We start from the raw sequence: 24,776 nt of genomic DNA on the forward strand, positions 1-24,776 counted from the left end.
CAAACTCAACAGACTATCTCACTTTAAAAGAAAGGAAAATTCGTCCTTTTAGCATCTTTACAACAATCTGTTTATCAAGTTATTACAAAATAGCATGGTAATTAATTATAAAATTGTATCTAATTGAAAATAAAGAAGTTACCTTGTTGGTATAACTAAACAGGTAACGATTTGGAAACGAGCGAGCTACTTCAAGTTGCTGTTTTCTACCTAACAAAGAACGCTTGTTATTCTATCTGCAAAGATAATACTTTGTTACCGAATAACAAACGTTCTTGATGAAAAACACACATAATTTTACCAGCTTGAATGAAACAAGTGGTTGGACTTATAGTTTCTACTTACAAATCTAAAACTTTTCGCCTTGTAATGCTATCCAGTTTGAACATTCTGAGGAAATAGTCCTTTTTAGATTTGCATTAAGCATCTTACATACGTTCTTTATTATATTATGGACATCCTCCTTGGTGGTATTTCTCTTTAGTAATGTGGTATTCGGCAAATAACACCTCGTGCCATTATTACCTATGATTATATCCTTAAAACCATACTCTTCAATTAATGTATTCCTAACTTCGGTATGTCTGCTATCTATATCGTAGGTTAACAGCACATTGTATGTTCTTTCCATATTGTTTGTATTAATAGTTAATAAATTCTTATTGTTAACTAGCAAATAATGTGCCAACAATAAAAGTATTGCTATTCAAATTTTCTACAGCCTTCGTCCTTTCTTTTTCCTATTGGCTTGGTATCTGAGCTTACGTTGCCATGCGGTCTCGGCATAGTCCTCGCCATGTGTCATTGGCGTAATCATTCCACCTACTCCCTCCACCAATTCATCGGCTGCGCTGATAGCTGTATCTGCCACCGCTCTTATAGCCTGTGCGATTTGTGGAGTATCCTCCGTTGCTCGTGGGCTGTATGAAAGTCTTGGGGGTACGAGTTGATAGCCAGCATCCTTAGTATCTGTATGCTCTGACGATTTGCGTATTACTTGGGCAGATACATTCGTCTCGGCTTTCTGACTTGCCTCGAAATTCTTTTGCAAGGAATGGTAGCCAAACTCCCTGCCCACTTCCGATGCCTTGAAAGATTGTCCGCCAAATGAGAACTTCAAACCATAGACCTTGCCCTGCTTGTTCTTCATGTGCTCTATGGCAATGCCGTTCTTATTCAGCTCGTAAAGGAACATGGAATGCCCGGTGATACCCGTTCCTTTGTACTTATCAAGCAGGGAATAACAGATTTGTTGCACCTCTTTCTTTGTTTGCTCTCTTGTAGGGCTGGCTTTTTCCTTTTGGTGTTTCCTTTCTGCCTTGACCTCCTTTGCGATAGTCAAGTTTTTCTCCCTGCTTATTTCCTCCGCCACTTTTGCTGCCCTATTGCTCACAAAGGTGGTATCATAGACTTCTCCATAAAGACTGATGCGGTTGGCAATGATATGAATATGCCTGTTGTCGGTATCTTTATGCGTTACTGCTACCCATTGGTGGTTGTTAAGTCCCATTTGGTTGGCAAACAGATGGGCTATCCGCATGAGTCCAGAAACGGACAGCTTTTCCTCATCCTGTGGTGCTATACCGATTTCGATGCGGAGGAACTTGTTTCTGCATCGTGTGTTGTAATCGCTGACCACTTTCATTTCCTCATAAATCGTCTTTGGATCTCTGCTGCAAAGATTATGGAAGGCAAGCCGATAACCGAGTTTGCCCTCTCTGAAGATATAGTCCAGAGCCATGCTGCCATGTGCTATCGCCTTGCATTTACCTATCATCTCTCTTCATATTTAAGACCTTATATATCTCATCATCCACACGAAAATGGGGGTCGTAGAATCTCTTAAATGCCTCTTTGGCACATAGTGAAAGGTTCTTTGTGATATGTACCCACCTTTCATCCTTGACCTTGATGAGGTTGGAAACCTGCCCATAGAACCTTCCAGTATGCTGGAGAATGGCAATGGCTTCCCTCTCATTGGCAGTCATCTTGGGAACGGCTGTTACTTCTCCGTTAAGGAGTATTTCCCGACAATAATCGGAGAACTTACGCCCCGCACTTTCTGCCTTTGACTTAATACGCTGCTTTTCTTCTAAGGTGCATCTTACCTTGATGAACTCTGTCTTATTCATCTTCTGCTCTTCCTTATTCTGTTGCTGCCATTTGGCAGTCTTTCCTTTGCGTCTGTTCATATAAGTTTCTTTGAAAGTTAATCATTATAGATGATTCATTGTCTCTTAATTCTTGAATACTGACCGATGAGAACGGAGTGATTACGGTCTTATCTCTCCGACAATCTAACGAGGGGAGCTGGGCGCAGTTTGTGGGTACAAACTGACGTCTTGCAATGCTACCGAACAAATTATATACGCTTAAAACGTTTTATAGCCTAAAAACGAATGCCGTGCATTCTATGACTAACTGCATTCGTGGCATTCTCATAGATAACTAAGCCGAAGAAGAAAGGGTAGACCCTTTTAGCAAAAAAGGTAGACCTATTTGCTCGAAAAGGTAGACCTTTTTCCAGAAAACCGTCTACCTTTTCTTACGGCTTACAGTCTTCTCCATTTCTCTATGTCTTCACCATATTCCTCCAGATGCTGACGCACGATGTTCTCAACGAAGCTTGAAAGGTTGCTACCCCTGTCGCCTAACCTACGCACAATAAAGTCGGCACGCTCCTGTGTTTCCCTGCTCAGATAGACCGCCTTACGATTGTTTAACTTGGTCGGTACAAGATAGGCTTGCTTGTAGGCTTCGAGTGTTTTCTTTCTCATCTTGGCACTGATGCGTTTCTGAACGGTTACGTTCTCAGCATTCCGTGCAGGCTCAGAGTGCATGGTATTCTCTGTGTCCTGCTTGTTTGTTGGTCTTTCTCTTTCAGGAACTGCAGTCGCTTCTTGTGAAGTAGATTCGTTCTCTGTTTCATCTTCCACACCCAAGAACCATGAAAGGTCTTTGTCGCTCATCATAGTTTCCTTTTCCATTTCTATTTCATTTTAAGTTTGACTTGTTTTGATTTCTTGTTTTGTCCTGTAATTGATATGTGTGTCTGTTCCTGCGCTTTCCGTTTCTGCTGCTCACGGACACAGCTGACATGATATTCGTTGAGATCCTTGAAGTCTTTGTAATGTATGTTCATGTCCTCAACATGGAAGCCTGCCTTTATGAAATCTTGAACAGTCCTCCGTCCTGCTTCGTCATTGTCAAGGAAGGCACGGATATGGGTGAGGTGTCGGTCATTCAAATAACGGATAGTCCTTGCCACGTTGCTCACGGAGTTCATCACAAGGCAGTGGTTGGTAACCTCTTCTTTCATTGAAAGGAAGGAGAGGAAGTCCATGAAGCCTTCAAAGATACATACTGGCTCCGCTCTATCCGTGAATATCGGAGTAATGTCCTTCGAGGCTATCGTTCCCTTGAACGTCTTATCGTCCCGAAGCTCATAGCCGCCAGAGAGATTGGCAAAGCCGATGGCTTGATAGCGCCTGCCCCTTACCTCATAGCTGATACATTTGAGGAATGGTGTAGCCTTTTTCAAATCAATACAGCGTTCCTTCGTAAGATAATCCTGTAAATGTGGTGGCAGGGTGTCTGATATTTCTATCTGTCTCCTTGCTCCATTTACAGCCATCACAGGTTGGGAATTATTTGGCACGAAGTCATTAAGAAAACTATAGGTACCATCATCGGGAGCGTTCTGCCCCAAACGACGGATGGCTTCCGATAGCGTGCAGTTCTCCAAACGCATAAAGAGGTCGATGATACTTCCACCCCTGCCTTCGGCATAGTCTATCCAAAGATTCTTTTCTGTGTCCACCTTGAAACTCGGATGCGTTTCCTCTCTGAGCGGTGAGCGGTACAGCGCATAGGAAGGTGTCCTACGTACAGGCTTGATACCTTTCCTTTCAAGATACTCCACGATGGGGTATCGCTTGATACGTGATAAATCTTCTTCTTTCATTGTTTTGATACATTAATGGGTTGAATGATAATTATTTATGTTTGTCTGTTTTGTGGTTTTACCTTTTCCAAAGTTTTTCCCCTCCAAACTTTTTCATCTTTCTTCTTACTACATACTATTTTGTGATAAGTGATTGATAATCAGTATTACTTTGTAGTATAAGACAATACTACACATTCTACTACATTTGGCTACTACAAGTTTGAAGGAGCGGGCAGGGCAAGATTTTCCTAATCTTGTAGACATAGATGGGGCTACTACCGTTTCTTCGTTTGCTCACCTTTATGTATCCTGCTTTCTTCAAGGCTTCGCCCATCCGCTTGGCAACAAGTGGCTGGTGGGTATAAATACCCAAATAGGTGAGTATCTCCGTAGTGGTCATTAACGAATAGTTTTCGTCCTCCGCTGGTTTCTCGAAGCAACGCAGCAAGAGTTCCATCTCAGCGGTCTGTACCTGAAAGTCCTCACTCTCCCTGTATAGTTCGGCAATCTCTTCATCATCAAACCAATAGCGGAAACCTGACTTTAACAGGGCTTTGGCTTCCGCATAGACATTGTCCATCGAGATAGTTTTTGCTCTCTCAATATCTATGGAAAGCACTTCAAAGGGCAGGAACCGTCTGCTTCCCGTGGGGTCTGTAAGAAAGTCGTTGCCGTTTACCGATGCCACGAAGCTTGCCAAGTGGGGATGCTCCTCTACATACTTGTCGTAGGGCATACGGTATTTGACCATCGGGCAGGTAATGAGGTTCTTCAGTTCGTTCTCATCCCGTTTGTTGAGGGCTTTGAGTTGGTCGTCTATGTTTACGATGAGGTTTTGCCCTATATAGGTGAGCGTGTCCTTCTCCTGCGGATATATCTTGCCTGTGTAGCTATAGCCATGTAATGCAGGTGGGCAGAGCAAATCCAAGAATGTAGTTTTGAACTTGCCCTGCTCGCCTGTCAGCACGAGGCAGGTGTGGTTACGGCACTCACGGTCGTCCATTGCGTTGGCAACCACTGCCACGAGCCACTTGGTGAGGTACGGCAGCCACTTGTCAGAGTTACGAACAACTACGCAACTTGCCAAGTCGGGAATGGCTTTCAGTGAAAAGGGAGAATTACTGCTTATATCCACCGATGGCAAGTTTTTGAAATACTCCTGTATGGGATTGATACGTGGAGAGAAGCTACTTTCTATAATGGAATAGAGGTTGTCGGAAGATGTGATAATCCCCACATCGTTGTCAAGTTCCCTGCGGAGCGTGTTGATTTCATAGCGACCCACCTTTGTGAAATCGCTGCTATTCATTCTGCGGTATTCGGTTCGTCCCAATACCGTGTTGTATCTGAACTCATAGCGAGAGGAGAGATAGGCTTCTATCTCCGAGTTCTTGGAAAACTTCCTTCTTGTATGAAATTCGCTGTTTCCGCCCTCAGATTTGCCTTTATCTGCATTCTTCTTCATTATATGATTGGTTTGGTTTCAAAGAGTGAAGTTATGAAGAGAACAGGAAAGTGCCAAGCATTCGGAGAGTGCTTGCATAATGTTGCGCACATTGGCAATGAATTTCTCACGGATTTCAGGTAGGAAACTGTCGGAAAGCATGGATTTAAGCCCCAAACAAGAGGACAAGTATAGAAATGATGCAAGAAAGGAATGTGTTTATTTGCTCCAATCCGAATAGCATTGCGTCAGATAAAACGGATATGATAAAATGGAGTATGGAGGCAAAGAAAGAGAGCGACAATCCCTTTGTCTTTTCCTTGTTTTTCCCTGTATTTCCTTGCTGCTCTCTCGTGCTTTGAAGTATGGCAAACACATCATACTTTTGCAGACAGAAACGTGCATTAAGGCGCAATACAAAAAGGAATTACAAACAAAACAACAATAAAATTATGGGATATTTTATCATTACGGATTCAAACTGGGCAAAGCTGAGGAACGAGATACTCAGCCTTGCCGAGACATGCCACAAGGCATTCGGGGAACAGAGCAAGCACACGGACTGGCTGCACAATGGTGATGTGTGCAAATTGCTTAACATCAGTAAGCGTACCTTGCAGCATTATCGTGATACAGGTGTGCTACCTTTCTCGCAAATCGGGCATAAGTGCTACTACAAGCGTGAGGATGTAGAATGGCTGTTACAGACAAAATCGGAGAAATCAAAAACAGACAAATAAAAGAACGAGAAATAAGACAAGAGAACGATGGAACAGGTAAGGGACTTAAACATGGAGGCTGACGATATGCAGGTGGTGCTGTCCGCTATCAGCAGTGTAAGTAGAAGGATAAAGGAAGTAGCACAGACCCACAAACCGCTGTTTGGTGGAGAACATTTCCTCACAGGTAAAGAAGTATGCGAGAGGCTGTATATCAGTCCTCGCACCTTGCAGGACTATCGGGATAGGGGAATTATCCCCTACACTCAGTTTGCAGGGAAGATACTCTATAAGGAGTCGGATTTGGAAAGGTTGTTGGAGGATAACTATAAGGAGTAGCAAACATGTTCTCTTCTGAATATGTTATAAAATCTAAAATAATCAACAATGTGATTGATTATTACACTTTTGTGTAATGTATATATGCTTTATTACATCTACTTTTGCCTAAAATAATTGTTTCATTATGGAAGAAAGATACAGCAGAAACAGGCTCTATATGAGTGAGAAAGAGCAAAGTGTGATAAAGGATTATAAGATATTCCTTGGTGGTGCAGGTATCGGCAGCATTGTGGCAGAATGTGCCTTGCGGTTTGGCTTCGAGCATATTACCATTGTTGATGGAGACAAGGTGGAGGAAAGCAACCTTAATAGGCAGAACTATACAGAGAATGATATTGGCAGATACAAGGCTGAGTGCTTGGCTGAGCGTTTGCTAAGCATCAATCCTGATGCACAGATAGATTACCATACAGAGTTCCTTAACCCTGATAACATCGAAGAGATGCTGAATGGGCATAATGTAGCCATCAATGCATTGGACTTTAAGGATAAAACTCCATTCGTCTTTGATGAAATTTGCAAAGAAAGAAAAATCCCAGTACTGCACCCATACAACTTTGGTTGGGCTGGCTTTGTTACGGTTGTAGACCCATTGGGGCATTCTTTATCTGAACTGACTGAAGAGCCAAAGGGATTTGAATTAAAGGTAGCTGAGTATGTTACTGGACACGGGGCTTTTTGGAATCAACCTAAAGAGTGGTTAGACAAAATTGTAACCCAATATAAAAAGGAAAGCGAAATGCTTCCACCTCCACAACTGTCCATAGCATCATGGATTGCAGCAGGCTTGTGTACAACGGCAATGTACAATCTTGCTACAGGAAAACCTGTGAACTATTTTCCTAAATTCTATCTCTCTTCGCTTTTGCCGTAAGTTATTTTTTCAGAAGAGTTTGTTTAAGGTAGCTCTTGAAATAGCTTCGGTGATATTCGTCACGCCTAATTTGTCAAAGGCGTGGCGTTTATAGGTTTTGATAGAATCTAACGAGCGGCACATTCTGTTCGCAATTTCCGTCATGGTAAGCCCTGCTGCTGATAACCGTAGCACTTCAAGTTCTTCTTCTTTGAGTGATATTCCATCACGTTCTTTCCACCGATGCCCTTCGAAAGAATATTTCCAATAGTTAAGATTACCCTTTTTGTGAAACTCTACATGTCCCACTGTTTTATGTGAAGATAGTGAAACGACACACATACCAATCCATATCTTGCCTTCATCTGTCAATAGAATGGGAGTAAGCTGGTGATTAATCAACTTACTTTTTGTTCCACTCTTCAGATGAAAATGATATGACATGGAACATTGGTATTTATCAACATTGTCGAAAGTATCAAAGAACTTAAACCCACTTTTATTCAGCTCAACAAGCATTTTTAGTTCTTCCTCTGGTACATATTTCAAATAAAAACTATACCCCAATTCCTTCACCTCCTTTGCTGTATGACCACAAAGAAACAAAGGATTATCTGATACATAAAGAAACTCCTGCTTATAATAGTCTATCAAATAAATGCTCTGATAGGTTACACGTGCAAAGGACTCTACTGTATGAATCAATGTTGACAATACATTTGAATCGTAATCTGGTGCATTACGCACGGTGTTCGATGCTATAAAGAAATCTTTTATGTCTGTCATATATGCTAAACGTGCTAAGATTCTCTGATATATTTCACTACAAAAGTACATTTTTAATGCGAAATACCGCAAAAAGATTACACAAAAGTGTAAAAAACAAAGAGAGAAATGAAGATTTACACAAAAGTGTAATAGGTGATATTTGCATAAGAAGTATTTTTGCCATATAAATCAAGAAACAAAAAGCATTATGGAAAAACAGATTGCAACATTTAAGGACTACGCTATCTTCATGGCAGACAAAACGAGTCTGTTGGAAATAGCACAGTTTGTGGTCAAGGAAAATTACTCCCATCACTTATCTTCATTTACAGAGAAAGAAGTAAATGAAGATATCAAATCAGTGCTTGAAGAAGAGGAATATCTGTATGATAACAAATCTCATATTTATATTGCAAGGGATGCCTTTGGGAATATAATTGGCTGCATCAGGAGTTTCCATTGGGATAAACACAAGACTCTTCCTATTGAAAAAATATACGGAATAAATCCACTGAATGCTATTCACGGGGAAAGTAAATATAGTTTTTGGCATATCGGGCGCTTTGCCGTTGCAAAGGATTCGGGAATATCCACATTGACATTGTTCAAGCGGCTAATGGCATTGGCAGTAAAACCGATAGTAGAGGACAAGTACAGCTATATGATAGCAGAGATTGACAGCAAACTATTGAAAGTAATGAAGGGCTTGGGATTTGGCACACGTCAAATAGGGAAATCCATAGATTACCTGACATCGGAAACTGTTCCTGTATGTTCCAGTAAGAGAGGTATTATGGGCTTCTTTTCCAGATATGGTGAACTTTGCAAGGCTGCATGATTACACTTTTGTGTAATATTTCAGACAACAAATTCAGAATTACACAAAAGTGTAACGATATAATTTGGAGAAACCAATACATTTGCAACATCGAAAGACAAGAAAAGTTGTCGGCATATCATGATGTTGACTCCAAAATTATAATAAGACAATACATATAATAAATAATATAATGTTTATGAAAAAGAAAATTCTCACGTTGCTCATGTCTGGCTGCTATGGTATTCTTGCTGCACAAACTACGGGAACGGTCGTAGATGAAAACAAGCAACCATTACCAGCTGCAACGGTTTCGTTGTTTCGTGAAAGCGAAAATAAGATGATTAGTGGAGTAGTAACTGATATGAATGGCGGCTTTGAACTGAATACGCATGAAGGAGAGAACTATAGAATAAGGATATCTTTTGTTGGGTATTCTACGCAGGAAATTAAATGCCAAAACATTTCTAAGCACCTTTCGGTGGGTACAATCATGTTGGAACCAGAAAGTAAGCAGCTTAATGACGTTACAGTGATCGCCAACAACGTAATACAAAAAGCTGACCGCCAAATAATTATCCCTAATCTGCTTCAGCAAAAAACATCAAGCAATGGTTTAAGTTTGTTGCAGCATCTTCAGCTTTCACGAATCTCTGTAAATACGCTTGACAGTAAGGTGACTACCACTATGGGGGATGCCGTAGAGTTACGTATTAATGGTGTAAAGGCAGAGATACAGGAGGTGAAGGCTCTCTTGCCGGCAGACGTATTGAGAATAGAATATCATGATAATCCTGGTCTAAGATACGGAAATGTAGCTGCCGTAATTGACATTATCTTAAAAGAAAAGAAGAATGGTGGAAGCATCTCCGGAGAGTTTATGAACACTATCAATCCCTTAGGTATAGGAGATTATCAGTTATCGGGTAATTATCATGTAGGTAAGTCAAACTTCAAGGCATCTGTAAACTGGAATCGACGTGATGTAAACTGGTTACGTGAAAACATGGAGGCTTTCCATGCAACGACCCCCAGTATCAGTAACTATGAGATAGGGCAAAAGACAAAGGCACGATATGACAACATCAATCTATCCATAGGATACGATTACATAAATAGCGGAAACATATTGAGTGTTACTTTTCGTGATTTATATAACAATACGCCTCATGCGGTATCTGATAGAAATTCCAAACTTATTCAGGATAGCAATACATTCGATATCAAGGACCGCACCAAGTCAAGGAGCAACAATCCATCGTTAGATATTTATTATCAGCATGAGTTTACCAAGGATCGGCATCTGTTCTTTGACCTGATAGGAACATATATCAATACTAAAAACGACCGTTTATATCGCCAATCTCTGGGGAATGCTGTGCAGGAAATAACTTCCCATGTCAATGGCAATAAATATTCGACCATAGCTGAAGTTATTTACGAGCAGAAAATCAAGGATTCGCGGTTGTCATTCGGTCTGCGACATCAGCAGATGTACACAAAAAACGCATATGATGGAAACACATCCTCAAGCGTAAAGATGAATACAGGTGAGAGTTATGGTTTTGGAGAATGGGCTTCAAAGTTAGGAAAACTGGATTATATGGTAGGTGTAGGTGCTATGAGAACCTATGTTAGCCAAGGAAATGCCAAACAGGTAAAATATATATTTCGTCCAACTATTCAGCTGGGGTACCGTTTCAACAATTATCTGTCAATACGCTACAAAGCCTACATGGGAGGCTACGCACCCTCACTTGCCGAATTAAGCGATGTTGAACAACACATAGACATTTACCAAATACGCCGTGGAAATCCAAATCTACAGGCGGTCAGATTTTTCTCTAATGAACTATCAATTAGCGTAGGAACAAAATATATTAGTGCAGAATGGTTTACTCGTTATAGCTATGATGATAAACCATATATGGAAGAAACAACCTATTCGAATGGCTTCTATGTTAGGAGTTATGCCAATCAAAGAGGCTTCCATCGTCTGAACTCTCAAATAAACCTAAAAGTACAACCTTGGAGGGATTATATGTCCATCCAATTTACCCCATTTGTCAATCGCTATATCAGCAATGGCAATACCTATACGCATACACATACTAACTGGGGCTTGCGTGCCAACTTAATGGGAATGTACAAGAATTGGTATGTAGGCGCCAATCTTGAGACAAGTTTTCATAGCCTGTGGGGGGAGACACTTAACAAAGATGAGAAATCACATAGTATAGTTTTTGGGTACAATAGAGAAAAATGGGGTGTAGAACTCCAGTTGCAGAACATCTTCAGTTCACGTTATGAAATGTCTGTAGAAAATCTTTCCCATCTTGCTCCTTATAATCAAATGGTATGGTCGAAAAATCTATGTAAGGTTTTTGGCATAGACTTTCATTTCAACCTGAACTTTGGAAAGCACGGTTCTGAGGTGAACCAACGTATTCATAACTCTGATACTGATGCAGGTATTGTGCCAACAACGAAGTAGCAGATAAATATAAATTCACGTACAGATAAAGAGGATGTCGAAAATCTTTAAAAGAGTAGACGTTATTAAATACTTTTAGCCTTATGGCAGAAATTAATTTAAAAAAGCTCCTTGATGAGTCCATGTTGAAAGAAATCGATCAAGATTGCATTATTTTGAACGAAGAGCAGGCCGACGAATTATACGGAGGAGCAGAATGGGGTTACTATGGTAACTGTTCATTCGGTAATTGTCACTAAGACAGTTACAAAATGAGTATTAGGGGATGCTAACTCAGGAGCGTGAGTTTTACTCCGACAATAGCATTCCCTTTTTTCTAATATTATAACATAGAAAATGGAAAATAAACTTAAACTCTCAGCATATTTATTTAAGAATTTATATCACATTAAGAGACATCAATTAGGTCTCTTCTTTTCTGGAAGAACAGCAAAAAACATTTTTGTATCAGCTAACACCTATAATTCTGTCATCAATGAAGATTTTAGGCATATAGACAAAAATACAATGGAGTTATTAATTAAAGCAAAGGTGCTTGTTCCAAAGGAAGAAGACGAGTTTAGATCAATAAACATAGAAAACCAAAAGATTTTAAAGAAGCAAAGACAGTACCATAGTGAGCACCTATATATGTCCATTCAACCAACTGATAAATGTCAATTTGCTTGTAACTATTGTGGTCAAGAGCACAACCATGCAGAAATCAGTATAGATACCATAGAATGTCTCATCAAACAGATTGATATTAAATTATCTGCACATGATTATCAGGACATGGAAATAGGATGGTTTGGAGGAGAACCGTTATGCGCCTTAGATAAAATGCGTATAATCAATAAGCATATAAAAATTCTGACAAATAAGCATAAGATTAAAAATCTATCTCATATAACTACAAATGGCTATATACTCACGCCAGATGTATATAGAGAGTTAAAGGAACAATTTAATTGCAGGAGGATAGAAATAACAATAGATGGAGATAAGGAATTCCATGACAAGCACCGTTTCACGTGTAGCGGTAAAGGAACTTTTGTTAAATTATACAACAATTTAAAGTCTATAGTCTCAAGCCCATACTATGATAAGACTAAATGCATGATAACCATTCGATGTAATATTGATCAAAGTAATATAGATGGTGTTATTCCACTTTTACATAAACTGTACAATGATGGGATGCAGGATAAAATTCGTTTTTATTGTGCATGTGTTGTTTCATGGGCAAACAATGGTGCTGGTGATGCCAAGACATGGAAGATAATTGGGAAAAAGTCTACAGAGTATATACTTTATATGCTAACGCATGGTTTTAGAACAGAGATTCTTCCGCACAGAAGTGGCCCTTATATATGTATTGGGACAATGAAAGAGTCCTTAATGTATGATGCTTATGGTAATATTTACGACTGTTCGGAGACAGCCTATTCTACAAGATATTTAGGAGGTCCATTGCATTTGGGCAATATACATAACCGAGGTAATAAGCGCAAAAATAGTGCCTTAGCGACCATTCCCCACATGTTGTTAAGTGGTCAGATTAAACAGTGTAAAGATTGTAAGTATTATCCTTTATGTGGAGGATTATGTCCACTTGCATTATATGAGAAAGAACCTAGATGCCCTATGTTTATATATAATATAGAGGATCGCATGCTAATAAATGCTATATACAGACTTAACCATATAAAATAATAACATAATGCATATAATTCAAACATATAGTCAGTTAAGAAGTTATGGACTGAACTTTTGCGGAGGTTATTTATCTCCACTAGTCAATTGGCTATCAATAGCATTGAGTGGATTACTCTTAAAAGAGTATAACCCACAAATACCCCTTTGTATGTATACAAATTTTGAGTTAAAACATATATTTAAAGATTTGTTTCTATTGCCATATGATACATACTTCATATTGGATGACATCAAGAATGAGTATAGGGATTTTTACTGTTACCCTAAAATTCAAACATATAGTATGCAAAATGCTCCCTTTTTGCATATAGACTGTGATGTGTTTTGCAAGGAAGCGCTCAAGAAGCGCTTATTAACAGCAGACTTAGTAGCCCAGCATGAAGAAAACGATTCAAATTTCTACATGTTAGTACTAAACCATTTGAAATCATGCAATGCGATAATTCCTGATTACATGAGAGTATGTTTCGGTGAAAATAATATACATTCATATAATGCAGGGGTATTGGGTGGTAATAATGTGTTCTTTTGGAAAGAGTACATTGAATATGTTAAAGATTTTTTATCAAGCAATGCTAATAGTATAAGAAAGTCAGACAAGAAGTTTCTTTATAATGTTGTTTTTGAACAATGGATTTTTTATGCCTTAGCACATACAAAAAGAATCAAGGTTGAAACATTTATTAAGGGTGTTGTTAAGGATTTTGTTATGCCTTGGGGAACAGTCCCTGACCAAGTAGTGGAAGCTAACAATCATCCTTATATTCACATAATGAATTACAAAAGTCATCCACGCTGTAATAGCTATATCATTAGGCAAATGTATAGGAAGTATCCAGAGTATTTTGACCGAATACTCTATGTATGCCATAAAAATGATATTTGTCAAAAAATCACACTAAAAGGTATTGCAAATAGTGAGTATGAGAAAAGAGCAATAGAATATGAAAAAATATCTAATGGAGACTTATTAAACTCTATAATTTCAATTTCTCCGGATGTTAAATTCATAAGTAATAAAAAAGTTTCAACATTACCTGATAAAAAGGAATGCAAACAGGAGGGATATCTAAAAACATACAATACATATCTTGCGCAGAATGTGTATATAAAATACGACTCTGTTATGACAAATCTACTTAAAATATTTAGGAAGCCTATTCGGTTAAACGAAATAATAACAGACTTGAATCCCTTTCAACAAGAATATTTAATTACAAGTATTCGCAAGGGATTATTTGATAATGTATTAATTATATGACACCATAAAATAACAAAACATAGTGCATACTTTATAATTAATACTTTGGTGGCATGAGCATAATGCTACACTAATGTATTTTAAGTGTACTAATTATATAGTCATATACACTCAGAAGGTTTAATACTTATACAACCTAAAATTAAGGTTTTTGTTAGTAGCTTAAAGGTATTTTTAGAAAAAGATTTTGTTTTATTAATATTATTGCATACATGAGGTTTTTACAGACATATTACAGTTTCTCCACAGATGAAGATCCTATGTTCGATAAAGCAGGATTTCTCTCACCTGAATTTCATTGGATAACTATGGCTATTAGTTGCCTTTTACTAAAGCAGCATTATGGTCATGTTACGCTGTATTGCAATTCCACAGCTAAAAAAGTTGTTGAAGAATTGTGTATTCCTTATGATCAGATAGTAACAATTCCGAATATTATGGAAGGGTATTCTGGCTATGAATTATGGGCTTTGCCAAAATTATATACATACAGTGAACAGCATGAACCATTTTTACATGTAGATTGTGATTTTTTGTTGTATGACAGCTTACCAGATTCCTTTTGGAAAGCAGACTTATTCGCACAAAATATTGAGTATGACGATCAATTGTATAATCGTAAGTGCATAGATCGTTTCATACAAGTTGGAGGAAAAATTCCCAATTTTGCAGATATAGAGCTTAAAAATAAGATTATTAGTGTGGCTAATGCAGGCGTACTCGGAGGAAATGATGTGAAATTCATTCAATACTACACAGAACAAGCATATAGATTTATATATAACAATGATAGGATTTTGAAACTTAATCATGACGGTTTTATAAATTCTGTTTACGAGCAACTTTTCTTTTATTGCCTAGCTCAAAAATATAATAAAACTATAAGCTACTGCACTGAAGGTGAAAAATTAAGTACTTTGTTTGATTGGATGAATCTTGATATGTCGTGTTTGAAAAAACACGGCTATTGTCATATGCTTGGAAATATAAAAAAAAGAAATGATGCACAAATTTTTGCATCAAGGCTTCTAGAAAAAATAGATCCTGCTTTACATCATCATATAATCAATACATATATCCAGCATGGCGGTATCCCAATATCTAATTATCTGAATTTTATAGATACTCCTTATATCCATCATTACAGGACTTCCAACGAAATATTAGAAAGGTCACGTAGTTTTAAAGTTTCTAAAAATTATGATATAGGAAAAATAATGAAAGAAAGAATCTATACCGAAATTAAGAAACTGGACAACACGTGCATCAAAGTTGAGAAAAAACTAGAAGATAATAAGAAGGAATTTTTTAAAAAGCAGTATACTTGCATTAATAGCTTTTGGGAAAATGAGAGATTATATGAGAGTAATTGTCAGTTTATTTTAAATCCTTTTATTAGCTTGACAGATATATCATCAGAAACATTGATGTATATTACAAAAAATCAAAAAATTGAAAATAAAATGTATAAAGTTGTAACTATACCAGATGCTTTTCGTCAAACAGTTTATGAAGTAGTTGCTCGTGGAACGGTTGAAACTATTATAGACTATCTCCTACAGGAGCATACAGCAACAGCCTCCGATATAATAGATAATGTTTGTGCACTATCACAAAACAAATATGGTAAAGAAGAGTATGAAGCTAATTTAAGATATGTAGAAAGAATTATTTACCGGATGATAGAAAACTGTATTTTAACAATATCGAATATCTAACGTCCAGTTTTATTTTTGACTATTATTGAAATATTAATGCTAAAGCTCACAGTTTAATGAAACATATTCGTTTCTTACATCAATACGATTCTATGCAATGTGGTATTACATGCCTACAAATGATATGCGAATATTATGGAAAAAGATACTCTTTATCTTTTTTAGAAAAACTATGTACGCCAACTACAGAAGGAATTTCTTTATTGGGACTAAGTAAAGCTGCAAATTACCTAGGCTTTGATACGATTTGTACCCAGATAGATATTACCAATTTATCCAAATATCCGTTACCTTGTATTCTCCATTGGAATCAGAATCATTTTGTAATACTATATAAAATAAGAAGAGACAAGAGATTTTATATAGCAGATCCTAGTAAAGGATTAATTAAATATAATTTAGAGGAATTTAAGAGTCATTGGATTAGTACAAGATTGAAAGATAAAGAGCAAGGAATCGCTATGCTTTGCAGTACTACTCAGTTACTTGATAACAATAATATTAAAGAAGAATCCAAGCTGAAAGAAGAACGCTCACTCAAGTTTCTTTTCGGTTATGTCAAAAAATACGGAAAGCACTTTGGGCAGATAGTCTTAGGCTTACTTGTGGGCAGTCTGCTGCAACTTATCCTGCCTTTCCTCACGCAATCAATTGTGGATGTGGGAATCAAAAACCAGAACATCGGTTTTATTTGGTTAATACTCTTGGGACAACTTGTCCTTACCATGAGCCGTACTGCCATTGATTTTATCCGTCGTTGGCTCTTACTGCATATCTCTATGCGGATCAATATTTCTCTTGTGAGTGACTTCTTCATCAAGCTGCTCAAACTGCCGATGTCGTTCTTCGACACTAAACTGATGGGCGACCTTATGCAGCGTATGGGTGACCATAGTAGGGTGAACACGTTCTTAACTCAAAAGACACTTAGCATCGTGTTCTCCCTCTTTACCTTTGTGGTGTTCAGCATCGTGCTGCTATCCTATAATTGGCTTGTCTTTACCATCTTCATGCTCGGTAGTCTGCTCTATGGCGGTTGGCTTGCACTCTTCCTCAGGCGCAGAAAAGTACTTGATTACGAACTCTTCGAGCAGCAAGCCATCAACAACAACAAGACCTACGAGTTTATCACCTCTATGCAGGAGATAAAACTCCAAGATTGTGAACAACGTCGTCGTTGGGAATGGGAGGACGTGCAGGCAGACCTCTTTGGAGTGCAGATGAAATCCCTTAAACTCCAACAGACACAAGAGGCTGGTAGCATATTCATCAACGAACTGAAAAACATCGTAATCACCGTGGTGGCAGCCACAGCCGTCATTCACGGACAGCTCACGCTGGGTATGATGCTTGCCGTGCAGTATATCATTGGGCAACTCAACTCACCTGTCGAGCAGTTGATGAGTTTCTTCTATTCGGTGCAGGATGTGAAGATAAGTCTTGAGCGTATCAATGAAATCCACCGCATGGATGATGAGAACGGAAAGCAAGGATTGGAAATGGCAGTGAAAGAAAAAAATCAAGGCATAGACCTTGAAGCCGTAAACTTCAAGTACGATTCTCACGCATTGAAAACCATCATTGATGATGTAAGCCTCACAATCCCCAAAGGTAAGGTAACTGCCATTGTCGGAGCGTCGGGTAGCGGAAAGACCACCCTCATCAAACTGATGTTGGGCTATTATCCCGTATTGGGAGGACAAATCACCATAGGCGGAACAGGTGTAAATACGCTAAATAAGAAGTGGTGGCGCAGACAGTGTGGCGTGGTGATGCAAGACGGTGTGATATTCTCCGAGAGTATAGCAAGGAATATAGCCGTAGATGATGGTGAGATTGACAAGGAGCGATTGCAAAGGGCAGCCGAAATAGCTTGTATTCATGACTATGTAATGGGACTTCCCTTAAAATACAACACTAAGATTGGTCGCGATGGCGTTGGCTTGAGTCAAGGACAGAAACAGCGTATCTTGATAGCAAGAGCTGTATACAAGAACCCCGATTATATTTTCCTTGATGAAGCCACCAACTCGCTCGATGCCAATAACGAGCGCATGATTGTGGAGCATCTGGATGAGTTCTACAAAGGCAAGACGGTAGTTATCGTAGCACACCGACTAAGCACGGTGAAGAATGCTGACCAAATAGTGGTACTGGATAAAGGCAAGGTGGTCGAGATTGGCAACCACGAGGAACTCACGGCAAAGCGTGGTGCATACTACAATCTTGTAAAGAATCAATTGGAGTTAGGAAACTAACGTAAAGGAAAAACAACTATGGTAGACGACAAGATAGAACTCCGCAGCGAGAAGGTAAGGCACATCATTGGCGAGATACCGTCAAAAATTGTACGCTATGGCATCATGATTATCACTGTTGTAATATTAGGACTACTGGCAGGTGCATACTTTATACCTTATCCTGAAACCATCAGTGCAAAGGTACAGATGACAAATGCCCGTCAAGGCACAATCGCCGTTCCCTATAAATACGTAAATACGTTAGCGAGAGGAATGACGGTAAACATCGAATTTGAGGGTTACGATGCAGAAACCTACGGAGTTGCAAATGGTGTAATAACAGCCACATCGCATATACCCTTACAAACGGCAGAAGGCAACGTGTTCACGGCACAGGTAAGGATAACAGATTGCAAGTATAATCTCATCAGCGGAATGACAGGCACCGCATCTATACTTGTAAGCAATGAAAGCATACTTCAGAGGATTGTCAGGCAAATAACAAACATCATATAATTTCCTTTTTAATCGTAATCAAGCGGTGAAAGAAGAAAGGCAGTTGTAGTTACTGCGTAGTACCATTGTTTCGGGTATTTTACTACACGTTAATCCTTTTTCTTTCACCGCTTTAACTCCTATTGTAGTAATGTAGTAAGATATAATCGGTGAAAGAAAAAGGAAAGATAAGAAATAATCATTAGTTATTCGTGTTACCGAGCAGAAATATCGGTGTTATCACGGATGCAGGTTTCTGCAATCTCTCACAGAGATACTCTCTAAATAAATGGGCTTCCGTGCTGTCCAACTGAAAAGACAGGGCGATGATGACAGGAAGCGGATAGAGCGGAGCATAACCTTTTAGTTGTTCGTTTGCATAAATATCTTCCTCACCTGCAACCCTCTCATCGAGATGTAGGTTGGAGGATTTTATTATCGTTTGAAGTCTATGGTTAAGTTTGCCCCACGTTACACCGAAGAACCTCACAAGTTCACTCTCTGTCATGGCTATCCCTTCGTTTCCCTTGCGAATGACCTGCATATTGCAGCCCCAATCAAAATAGCTACGATGATTCTCCGTGCTAGTCATTGTCCTTTGTTTATAGTTCGTATTCATGCCGTTTCTTCCATTTTACAGATTGATGTATCCAAAAGTTCAAAAGCCTCTCTCTCCATAGTTTCTTTATCTTTTGCCGATTGTTTGGCAATAAGCCTGTCCATATCCTCCGAAATCTTGTTGTCCGTTACCTGCGCATAAACTTGAGTGCTTGATATGGAAGCGTGCCCCATCATCTTGGCTATGCTCTCAATAGGTATTCCTGCGCTTAGGCTCATCGTACCGAAGGTATGCCTTGCAACATGGTACGACAATCTCTGTCTGATACCGCAAGCCTTACCCACGATGCTCAGGTTCTTGCCCATCACGCTACGGCTGCAATGAGGTTGAAAGACAAGGCTGTCGCCTTTTTCTTTCACCGTCTGCTGTTCTTCGTTTCTTGCCAGCTCTTTCCTATAATAGTTGATGATAGCTTCCGCTATGGGATGTAACGGCACGACAAACTCAACCTTTGTCTTCTGACGCTCTTTGCGTATATACATCTGTCCATCCGCTGCCGTTTGGATATGCTTGTATTTCAAATTTTCCATATCAGAGATAGCCAAGCCTGTGAAGCAGGAAAAGATGAACATCAGTCTTGCCAACTCTGCTTCCTTGTCATTCATACTTATTGCCATAAGTTTCATTACATCGGCCTTTTGCAAGAAGCGTATCTTCTTTTCATCCTTCTCATACTTGGCGTTATCAAGCGGATTGCAGCGGATAATCCTCCTGCTCACCGCACGAAACATCAGTCGGCTCAGCCAACAGAGATTGGTATTGACAGTCGATGCTTTCAGCCCACGCTTTTTCAGGAAGAAGCGGTATTCCTCGAACAAACTCTCCGTAATGGTGGCGATAGATATGTCTTGTACTCCTTTGTTTTCGATAAATTCTCGGAGATTTCTATCAGAATAGTAAAGGTTCAGATAAGTCCCTTCTGCCCTTGATTTGCCAACACTCTCCTTGACGGATTGCAGTTCTGCCTTGCTCATTGCAAGGAGCGTGGTGGGGTTAGTGGCAATGCCTTGCAAACGGTTCTTGATAAGTTCCACACTTACCACTCCTTCCCTCGTCAGTATGTCCCGATAGGTTTTTTCTATCAATTCCCTGAACTCATTGATTCTTTGGTTGGTCTTCCTATTGGTTGTCAAACCCTGTTTGGTGTTCCACTCGGAGGGATTGCACTCTTCACCTGTGCTAATGGCTGTGCTCTTTCCGTCGATGGTGATACGGCAGAGAATGGCGGTATTGCCGTCTGCCTTTGTTTTCTGTCTGTTGATATAGAATAGAGTCTTGAATGTACTTCTCATAATGATTTTAGTTTTAATATGTCTATTGCTAAAGACTCATCTGCATATCCTCCGTGAAAGAAAGGAAACGATTAAACTCCTCAAAGAGTTTTTGGGGTGTAACCTTTGCATAGCGTTCAGTCATGCTTATGTTCGAATGTCCCAGCATCTTGCTCACCGTTTCTATTGGCACTCCTTGCTCAAGCGTGATAAGCGTGGCAAAGGTGTGTCTTGCCGTATGTGTGGTAAAGGGAAACGATATGCCTGCACGAAGCCGCAGGGCTTTCAAACAGATCTGATAGTTCTTGTACTTGATACAGGGGAGTAATGTTTCCCTTCCATCGCTGTGGAGCTTCTCCATCAGCCTTATGGCTTCGGGCAGCAGTTTGATACGGCATAATACGCCTGTCTTGTGGCGGTTGAACTTCAGCCAAAGGCTACCCTCGTCGTCACGCACAAGATGGGACTTGTCCAGTTCCATCAAATCACAATAAGCAGCACCTGTATAACAGGCAAAGAGGAAAATATCCCTTGCAGTTTCCATTTCCTCCTCCAAGTCCTCAAAGTTGAGAGCCTTCAATTTGTCTAATGCTTCCTTGTCCAATGCTTTGGGCAGTCTCTTGTCGCCCTTGCTAATTTTGGCTTTGTCAAATAGAAGTACATCAGCCAATCCCTCACGGTAAGCCAACCTGCATACCGTCTTCAAATGCGTGGCTGCATTATAGAATGTGCTTTCTTGAAAACCGCACTCACCTAAGAAATACTGCCCAAACTCATAGATAAAGTTCTCTGTGAGCTGTGAGAAAGCCAAGTCTGTCACCTTGTATTTCCGTTGAATAAACTTCTGCAAATGAATTCGGGTAGAGTGATAGCCGTGTATGGCTCCTTCCTTGATGTCTATACCAACATGGCTTTCCTTCTCCTTAATGAGCATATCCAGCCTTTCAATGAGCATGCATCGTGTCTGTACGCTCCCTTGGAACAGCTCTTTCACATCGGCTGCATCAAATAGGCAACCTTTGGATAGCAGAGATTGATAAGCCGACTGAACAGACAACAGCAGATTTTCCAATTTACCGTTTATCTCCACCGCCTCACGACTCTTACCATCCATTCTGCTCTCTCGTGGATTCCACAAGTCGGGGTTGCAGGAGAGTTTACAACTGAACTGTGCAATACTCCTTCCAAGTGTAATACGCCCCATGATGGGAGCCTTGCCCGACTTGTCAAGACCGCTCTTTTTGAGGTAGAGCAACACCTTCATTTTCTCTTGTTTCATACGCTTTAATTTTTATGGGCAAAGTTACCCGAATTAAAGCGTTCCTCACTTATGCAGAAAACTGCCGACCGCAGCAACAGCCACACGAGCGAAAATAATTCAGTTACCGAACATTACTTCATCGTTACCTATCTCAAAATCAGGTAATGCTTTGGTAACTGAACTTCTGCCTAAATCTGCATATTCCTGCCCTTTTTGAAAAGAGCACTTCTACGCAAATCGTTTCGTTTCTTCCTCATTATCAGTCAGTTTACACCAACTTCGATTTTTCTTCCTTTTCAAGGATTAGTTGCACGCCAAAAGGTGCTCTTTAAGCCTTCAAAAGGGCGTCTATTGACGCCTTAAAGAGCATCTTTTGCAAACCTATTGAGCGTCTTTTGAAACCTAATTAAGCATTAACTAAAAAGAGAGTGGATGAAAAATCAGAACAAAACTTTCTCGATTTCCTCTGCAAAAAGAAAGGAAATCAACACCATGACACCTCATCCAAAAAAACCATTCCCAAGCTAACACAATTCTCTTACAATGATGCAATGACAACCATATAAGATTATATAAAAAAAACTTACCAACGAATCGCACTTCACTGAGTTGTCCGAAGACAGCTCAACGCTTTACGAGCGTTGGCAAGATTATATCTACTTAACCTGCTGCTTTAAGAAGAAACTTCTTTAGGCTGTAGGTTAAGAGCCTAATTAATTCATATTCATTACATAATATCCTGCATCACAGTCATCAGTTAATAATTCGATACTGCTGCTATCAAACTTCATACGATAAGCCCAGTTAGTATCATCAGGAGTACGTGTTGATGTCCAATAGTATCCAGCAGACTCCATCTCATTTATCGCGCCATAACGATAATATCCTAAAGCAGGAAGGAAGAAGTAGCTGTTTTTATATGTAGGTGCACCCTGAGCTGGTGTGCCATAGAATTGACGGTCATTATGACGCATATCACCATTAACAGGGCTTGGAGCTCTCGATTCTGACATCATAGGAATATATCTCTTTTCTCTGAACCACATACCACCTTTATGCAGGTGTCCCATAGTTGTCCAAAGTTCCTCTCCATCCCAATGTGGGTCACCATTCGTTATATACCATGCCATCTCATTAGCATTACGAAGAGTTTTGCAAGAGTACTTAGCTGCATACCCTCCAGTAGCTGGTTCATTATTATAGAAAGTACCTGAAGCGGTATTTGAGTTATAATCAGTTGCAAGCACAGGCTGCCAAGGATCAGCTGAATTCCACTCATGACCATTCCAGTAATTATTCTGTGCATCCCACATGTAGTACTTGCTACCGTCGTAATCCGTTACATTGATATTAGCAGTCATATCATAGTAGTCGTTCTTCTCATAGTCGAACGCTGGATAAGTCTTAGTAATCGCACCCTCAACGTTTGTTGCATAGTCCTTAATCCAATAACGTACGGTCAAGGCATGTCTACCAGGACGAATCACCACGTAGGCACCATTGGTTTTTACATCTGCTGTGCTGGTATTCAAAGAGAAACCATTTGCATAAGAACCGCTACCCTTTGTAGTCATAGTAATACTCTTACCGCTTGCAGAACCTGTCAACTCACCTGTTGTTGTGTCAAGTGTGTAAGTACCAGTAATATCATTATCAGATTCTACCTCAATCTTTGTCAACTGACAATTCTTTATACCTGTATTGTTTGTAAAAGGCTGGAATACGAGGATAGCTGCCTGATGATCGAGACGGAAGTTAAATACGCCATTACCACCTGTTGCGTCTGCTGTACCGCAATCACCTGCCTCACCAATATGTGTGGTGCTATTAGGCTGTGCCTGACTCTGTGTGCCAGAGATTGTTACGTTGTTGTTAAGACCATTCTTACCAGGGTAATATACCTTATAAGTTGTGCTGTTAGTGTATTTACCAGGAACCATAAACTTAAAGCTGGCAGTCTTCTCTGTTGGAGCATTGCTACTCTTGTTCCAAGTTCCGTTATCATCCTTCACATAGATATGATCACCAGCCTCCCAGAAGAAAGCACCGTCATCATAGTTGAGTGATGTACGTGTTGCAGCAGCACCTGTCACGAATGAAGTAAGGTTGCTATTGTTTTCAGTGTTTGTTTCTACAGTGCTTTGTGCTACATCTTCATTAGAGCAAGACGCAAACACCATTACAATGCCACACAATGCTATTAATGATAGCAGGCGCACCTTAAAAGTCTGTTTTCTCATTATTAATATAGTCTTTTTTGCTTATTACTTATTTAATTAAAACCCTCTTTTGATTAATCTTCCCACAATGAAGTATGTCCATTACTTGACGAAGTCTCGCCACCAACCTCAAGCCATTCAACTTCTTCCTTTGCGCCAGCGGCAGCAGGTCCTGTGCGGTGATTGCCAGGATTGTGCTGACTATGGAATGATGTATTTAATATAAAGCTCTCACTGTTGATGCTCATTATCTCTGTCTGAGGCTTCTGATATCCCGATTTAATCTTATTCTGTTTCATAACTTATGGTATAAAATGCTGTTTATTTACTTATTTTATTATCCTTATTCTCAATTTGTAGGACGTAAAATGTTTACACTCACTCTTTAAAAGTGGGAGTATATGGGTGATATTGAACTGGTTTTTAATCCTTATTCTGTTATCCTAATTGAAGAACTTTATGCAGTTTCACACTGCTCTTTTTACCTTATTATTTAATATCAAGGTTTTGTTCGTTCTTAATTATATTTATCCCTAAATTACATCCTTTTAGTAATTAATTTTCATTTTCGATTGCAAAATTACTGAAATAATTTCAATCTCGCAAGATTT

At 39.4% G+C, this 24,776-nt stretch carries 22 protein-coding genes; 11 read left to right on the forward strand and 11 right to left on the reverse strand.

The window, feature by feature from the left end:
• Nucleotides 1–715: 715 nt before the first annotated feature.
• The 5 genes from O3603_RS09710 to O3603_RS09730 all read right to left on the reverse strand — a co-directional run bounded on the left by O3603_RS09710 (nt 716) and on the right by O3603_RS09730 (nt 5,411).
• Complete coding sequence (locus O3603_RS09710; RefSeq protein ID WP_371522514.1) at nt 716–1,777, reverse strand: relaxase/mobilization nuclease domain-containing protein; 1,062 nt, start codon at nt 1,775–1,777, stop codon at nt 716–718.
• Nucleotides 1,767–2,192, reverse strand: coding sequence for a hypothetical protein (locus O3603_RS09715; RefSeq protein WP_371522516.1), 426 nt, complete (start codon nt 2,190–2,192; stop codon nt 1,767–1,769). Before O3603_RS09715 ends, O3603_RS09710 begins: the two co-directional genes overlap by 11 nt.
• Before the next feature lie 360 nt (nt 2,193–2,552).
• Nucleotides 2,553–2,987, reverse strand: a complete 435-nt coding sequence (locus O3603_RS09720) for a DUF3408 domain-containing protein (protein ID WP_314110179.1) — start codon at nt 2,985–2,987, stop codon at nt 2,553–2,555.
• 2 nt (nt 2,988–2,989) lie between these two features.
• On the reverse strand, nt 2,990–3,964 hold the full coding sequence (locus O3603_RS09725; RefSeq protein ID WP_371522519.1) for a toprim domain-containing protein: 975 nt from the start codon (nt 3,962–3,964) through the stop codon (nt 2,990–2,992).
• A 181-nt stretch (nt 3,965–4,145) separates the two neighbouring features.
• A complete protein-coding gene (locus O3603_RS09730; RefSeq protein ID WP_371522521.1) occupies nt 4,146–5,411 on the reverse strand; it encodes a VapE domain-containing protein in 1,266 nt (421 codons plus the stop codon).
• Nucleotides 5,412–5,842: 431 nt separating this feature from the next.
• Here O3603_RS09730 and O3603_RS09735 point away from each other — a divergent pair, with 431 nt between their 5' ends.
• The 3 genes from O3603_RS09735 (at nt 5,843) to O3603_RS09745 (ending at nt 7,325) form a co-directional block, all read left to right on the forward strand.
• Nucleotides 5,843–6,130 carry a helix-turn-helix domain-containing protein gene (locus tag O3603_RS09735; RefSeq protein ID WP_371522523.1) on the forward strand — a complete coding sequence of 96 codons (288 nt, stop codon included), beginning with the start codon at nt 5,843–5,845 and terminating at the stop codon, nt 6,128–6,130.
• A gap of 27 nt (nt 6,131–6,157) precedes the next feature.
• Nucleotides 6,158–6,448 (forward strand): helix-turn-helix domain-containing protein, encoded by a 291-nt coding sequence (locus O3603_RS09740; protein ID WP_009434701.1) that lies wholly within the window; start codon nt 6,158–6,160, stop codon nt 6,446–6,448.
• Nucleotides 6,449–6,575: 127 nt separating this feature from the next.
• Nucleotides 6,576–7,325, forward strand: a complete 750-nt coding sequence (locus O3603_RS09745) for a ThiF family adenylyltransferase (RefSeq protein WP_371522525.1) — start codon at nt 6,576–6,578, stop codon at nt 7,323–7,325.
• Nucleotides 7,326–7,334: 9 nt separating this feature from the next.
• Here O3603_RS09745 and O3603_RS09750 read toward each other — a convergent pair whose 3' ends face one another.
• On the reverse strand, nt 7,335–8,090 hold the full coding sequence (locus O3603_RS09750; RefSeq protein WP_008446719.1) for a response regulator transcription factor: 756 nt from the start codon (nt 8,088–8,090) through the stop codon (nt 7,335–7,337).
• 190 nt (nt 8,091–8,280) lie between these two features.
• Here O3603_RS09750 and O3603_RS09755 point away from each other — a divergent pair, with 190 nt between their 5' ends.
• From O3603_RS09755 to O3603_RS09790, 8 genes are all read left to right on the forward strand, one after another.
• Nucleotides 8,281–8,910 carry a hypothetical protein gene (locus O3603_RS09755; RefSeq protein WP_371522527.1) on the forward strand — a complete coding sequence of 210 codons (630 nt, stop codon included), beginning with the start codon at nt 8,281–8,283 and terminating at the stop codon, nt 8,908–8,910.
• Nucleotides 8,911–9,088: 178 nt separating this feature from the next.
• Entirely contained in the window at nt 9,089–11,383 is a 2,295-nt protein-coding gene (locus tag O3603_RS09760) for a TonB-dependent receptor (protein ID WP_257898478.1), read from the forward strand.
• Between the two features lie 83 nt (nt 11,384–11,466).
• Nucleotides 11,467–11,622: a hypothetical protein gene (locus O3603_RS09765; RefSeq protein ID WP_009434700.1), complete on the forward strand. Its 156-nt coding sequence runs from the start codon at nt 11,467–11,469 to the stop codon at nt 11,620–11,622.
• 97 nt (nt 11,623–11,719) lie between these two features.
• On the forward strand, nt 11,720–13,078 hold the full coding sequence (locus tag O3603_RS09770; RefSeq protein ID WP_008446465.1) for a radical SAM/SPASM domain-containing protein: 1,359 nt from the start codon (nt 11,720–11,722) through the stop codon (nt 13,076–13,078).
• A gap of 7 nt (nt 13,079–13,085) precedes the next feature.
• On the forward strand, nt 13,086–14,342 hold the full coding sequence (locus tag O3603_RS09775) for a DUF6734 family protein (protein ID WP_008446699.1): 1,257 nt from the start codon (nt 13,086–13,088) through the stop codon (nt 14,340–14,342).
• 212 nt (nt 14,343–14,554) lie between these two features.
• A complete protein-coding gene (locus tag O3603_RS09780) occupies nt 14,555–16,060 on the forward strand; it encodes a DUF6734 family protein (RefSeq protein WP_371522530.1) in 1,506 nt (501 codons plus the stop codon).
• Nucleotides 16,061–16,116: 56 nt separating this feature from the next.
• Nucleotides 16,117–18,318, forward strand: coding sequence for a peptidase domain-containing ABC transporter (locus tag O3603_RS09785; protein WP_008446692.1), 2,202 nt, complete (start codon nt 16,117–16,119; stop codon nt 18,316–18,318).
• Nucleotides 18,319–18,336: 18 nt separating this feature from the next.
• Entirely contained in the window at nt 18,337–18,816 is a 480-nt protein-coding gene (locus tag O3603_RS09790) for a hypothetical protein (protein ID WP_025792179.1), read from the forward strand.
• A 181-nt stretch (nt 18,817–18,997) separates the two neighbouring features.
• Here O3603_RS09790 and O3603_RS09795 read toward each other — a convergent pair whose 3' ends face one another.
• The 5 genes from O3603_RS09795 to O3603_RS09815 form a co-directional block, all read right to left on the reverse strand.
• The gene (locus O3603_RS09795) at nt 18,998–19,414 is read right to left on the reverse strand and encodes a hypothetical protein (protein WP_371522532.1); all 417 of its coding nucleotides are present in this window, start codon (nt 19,412–19,414) and stop codon (nt 18,998–19,000) included.
• Nucleotides 19,411–20,706, reverse strand: a complete 1,296-nt coding sequence (locus O3603_RS09800; RefSeq protein ID WP_371522534.1) for a tyrosine-type recombinase/integrase — start codon at nt 20,704–20,706, stop codon at nt 19,411–19,413. The genes O3603_RS09795 and O3603_RS09800 overlap by 4 nt, the downstream gene beginning before the upstream one ends.
• A gap of 28 nt (nt 20,707–20,734) precedes the next feature.
• Nucleotides 20,735–21,964 (reverse strand): site-specific integrase, encoded by a 1,230-nt coding sequence (locus O3603_RS09805; protein WP_219426490.1) that lies wholly within the window; start codon nt 21,962–21,964, stop codon nt 20,735–20,737.
• A 695-nt stretch (nt 21,965–22,659) separates the two neighbouring features.
• Nucleotides 22,660–24,186: a hypothetical protein gene (locus tag O3603_RS09810; RefSeq protein WP_371522536.1), complete on the reverse strand. Its 1,527-nt coding sequence runs from the start codon at nt 24,184–24,186 to the stop codon at nt 22,660–22,662.
• 53 nt (nt 24,187–24,239) lie between these two features.
• Complete coding sequence (locus O3603_RS09815) at nt 24,240–24,464, reverse strand: hypothetical protein (RefSeq protein WP_371522538.1); 225 nt, start codon at nt 24,462–24,464, stop codon at nt 24,240–24,242.
• Nucleotides 24,465–24,776: the final 312 nt, after the last annotated feature.

Origin of the sequence: Prevotella sp. 20925_1_30 (assembly GCF_041433025.1) — a bacterium.
In the GTDB taxonomy this organism is placed as follows: Bacteria; Bacteroidota; Bacteroidia; order Bacteroidales; family Bacteroidaceae; genus Prevotella; species Prevotella vespertina.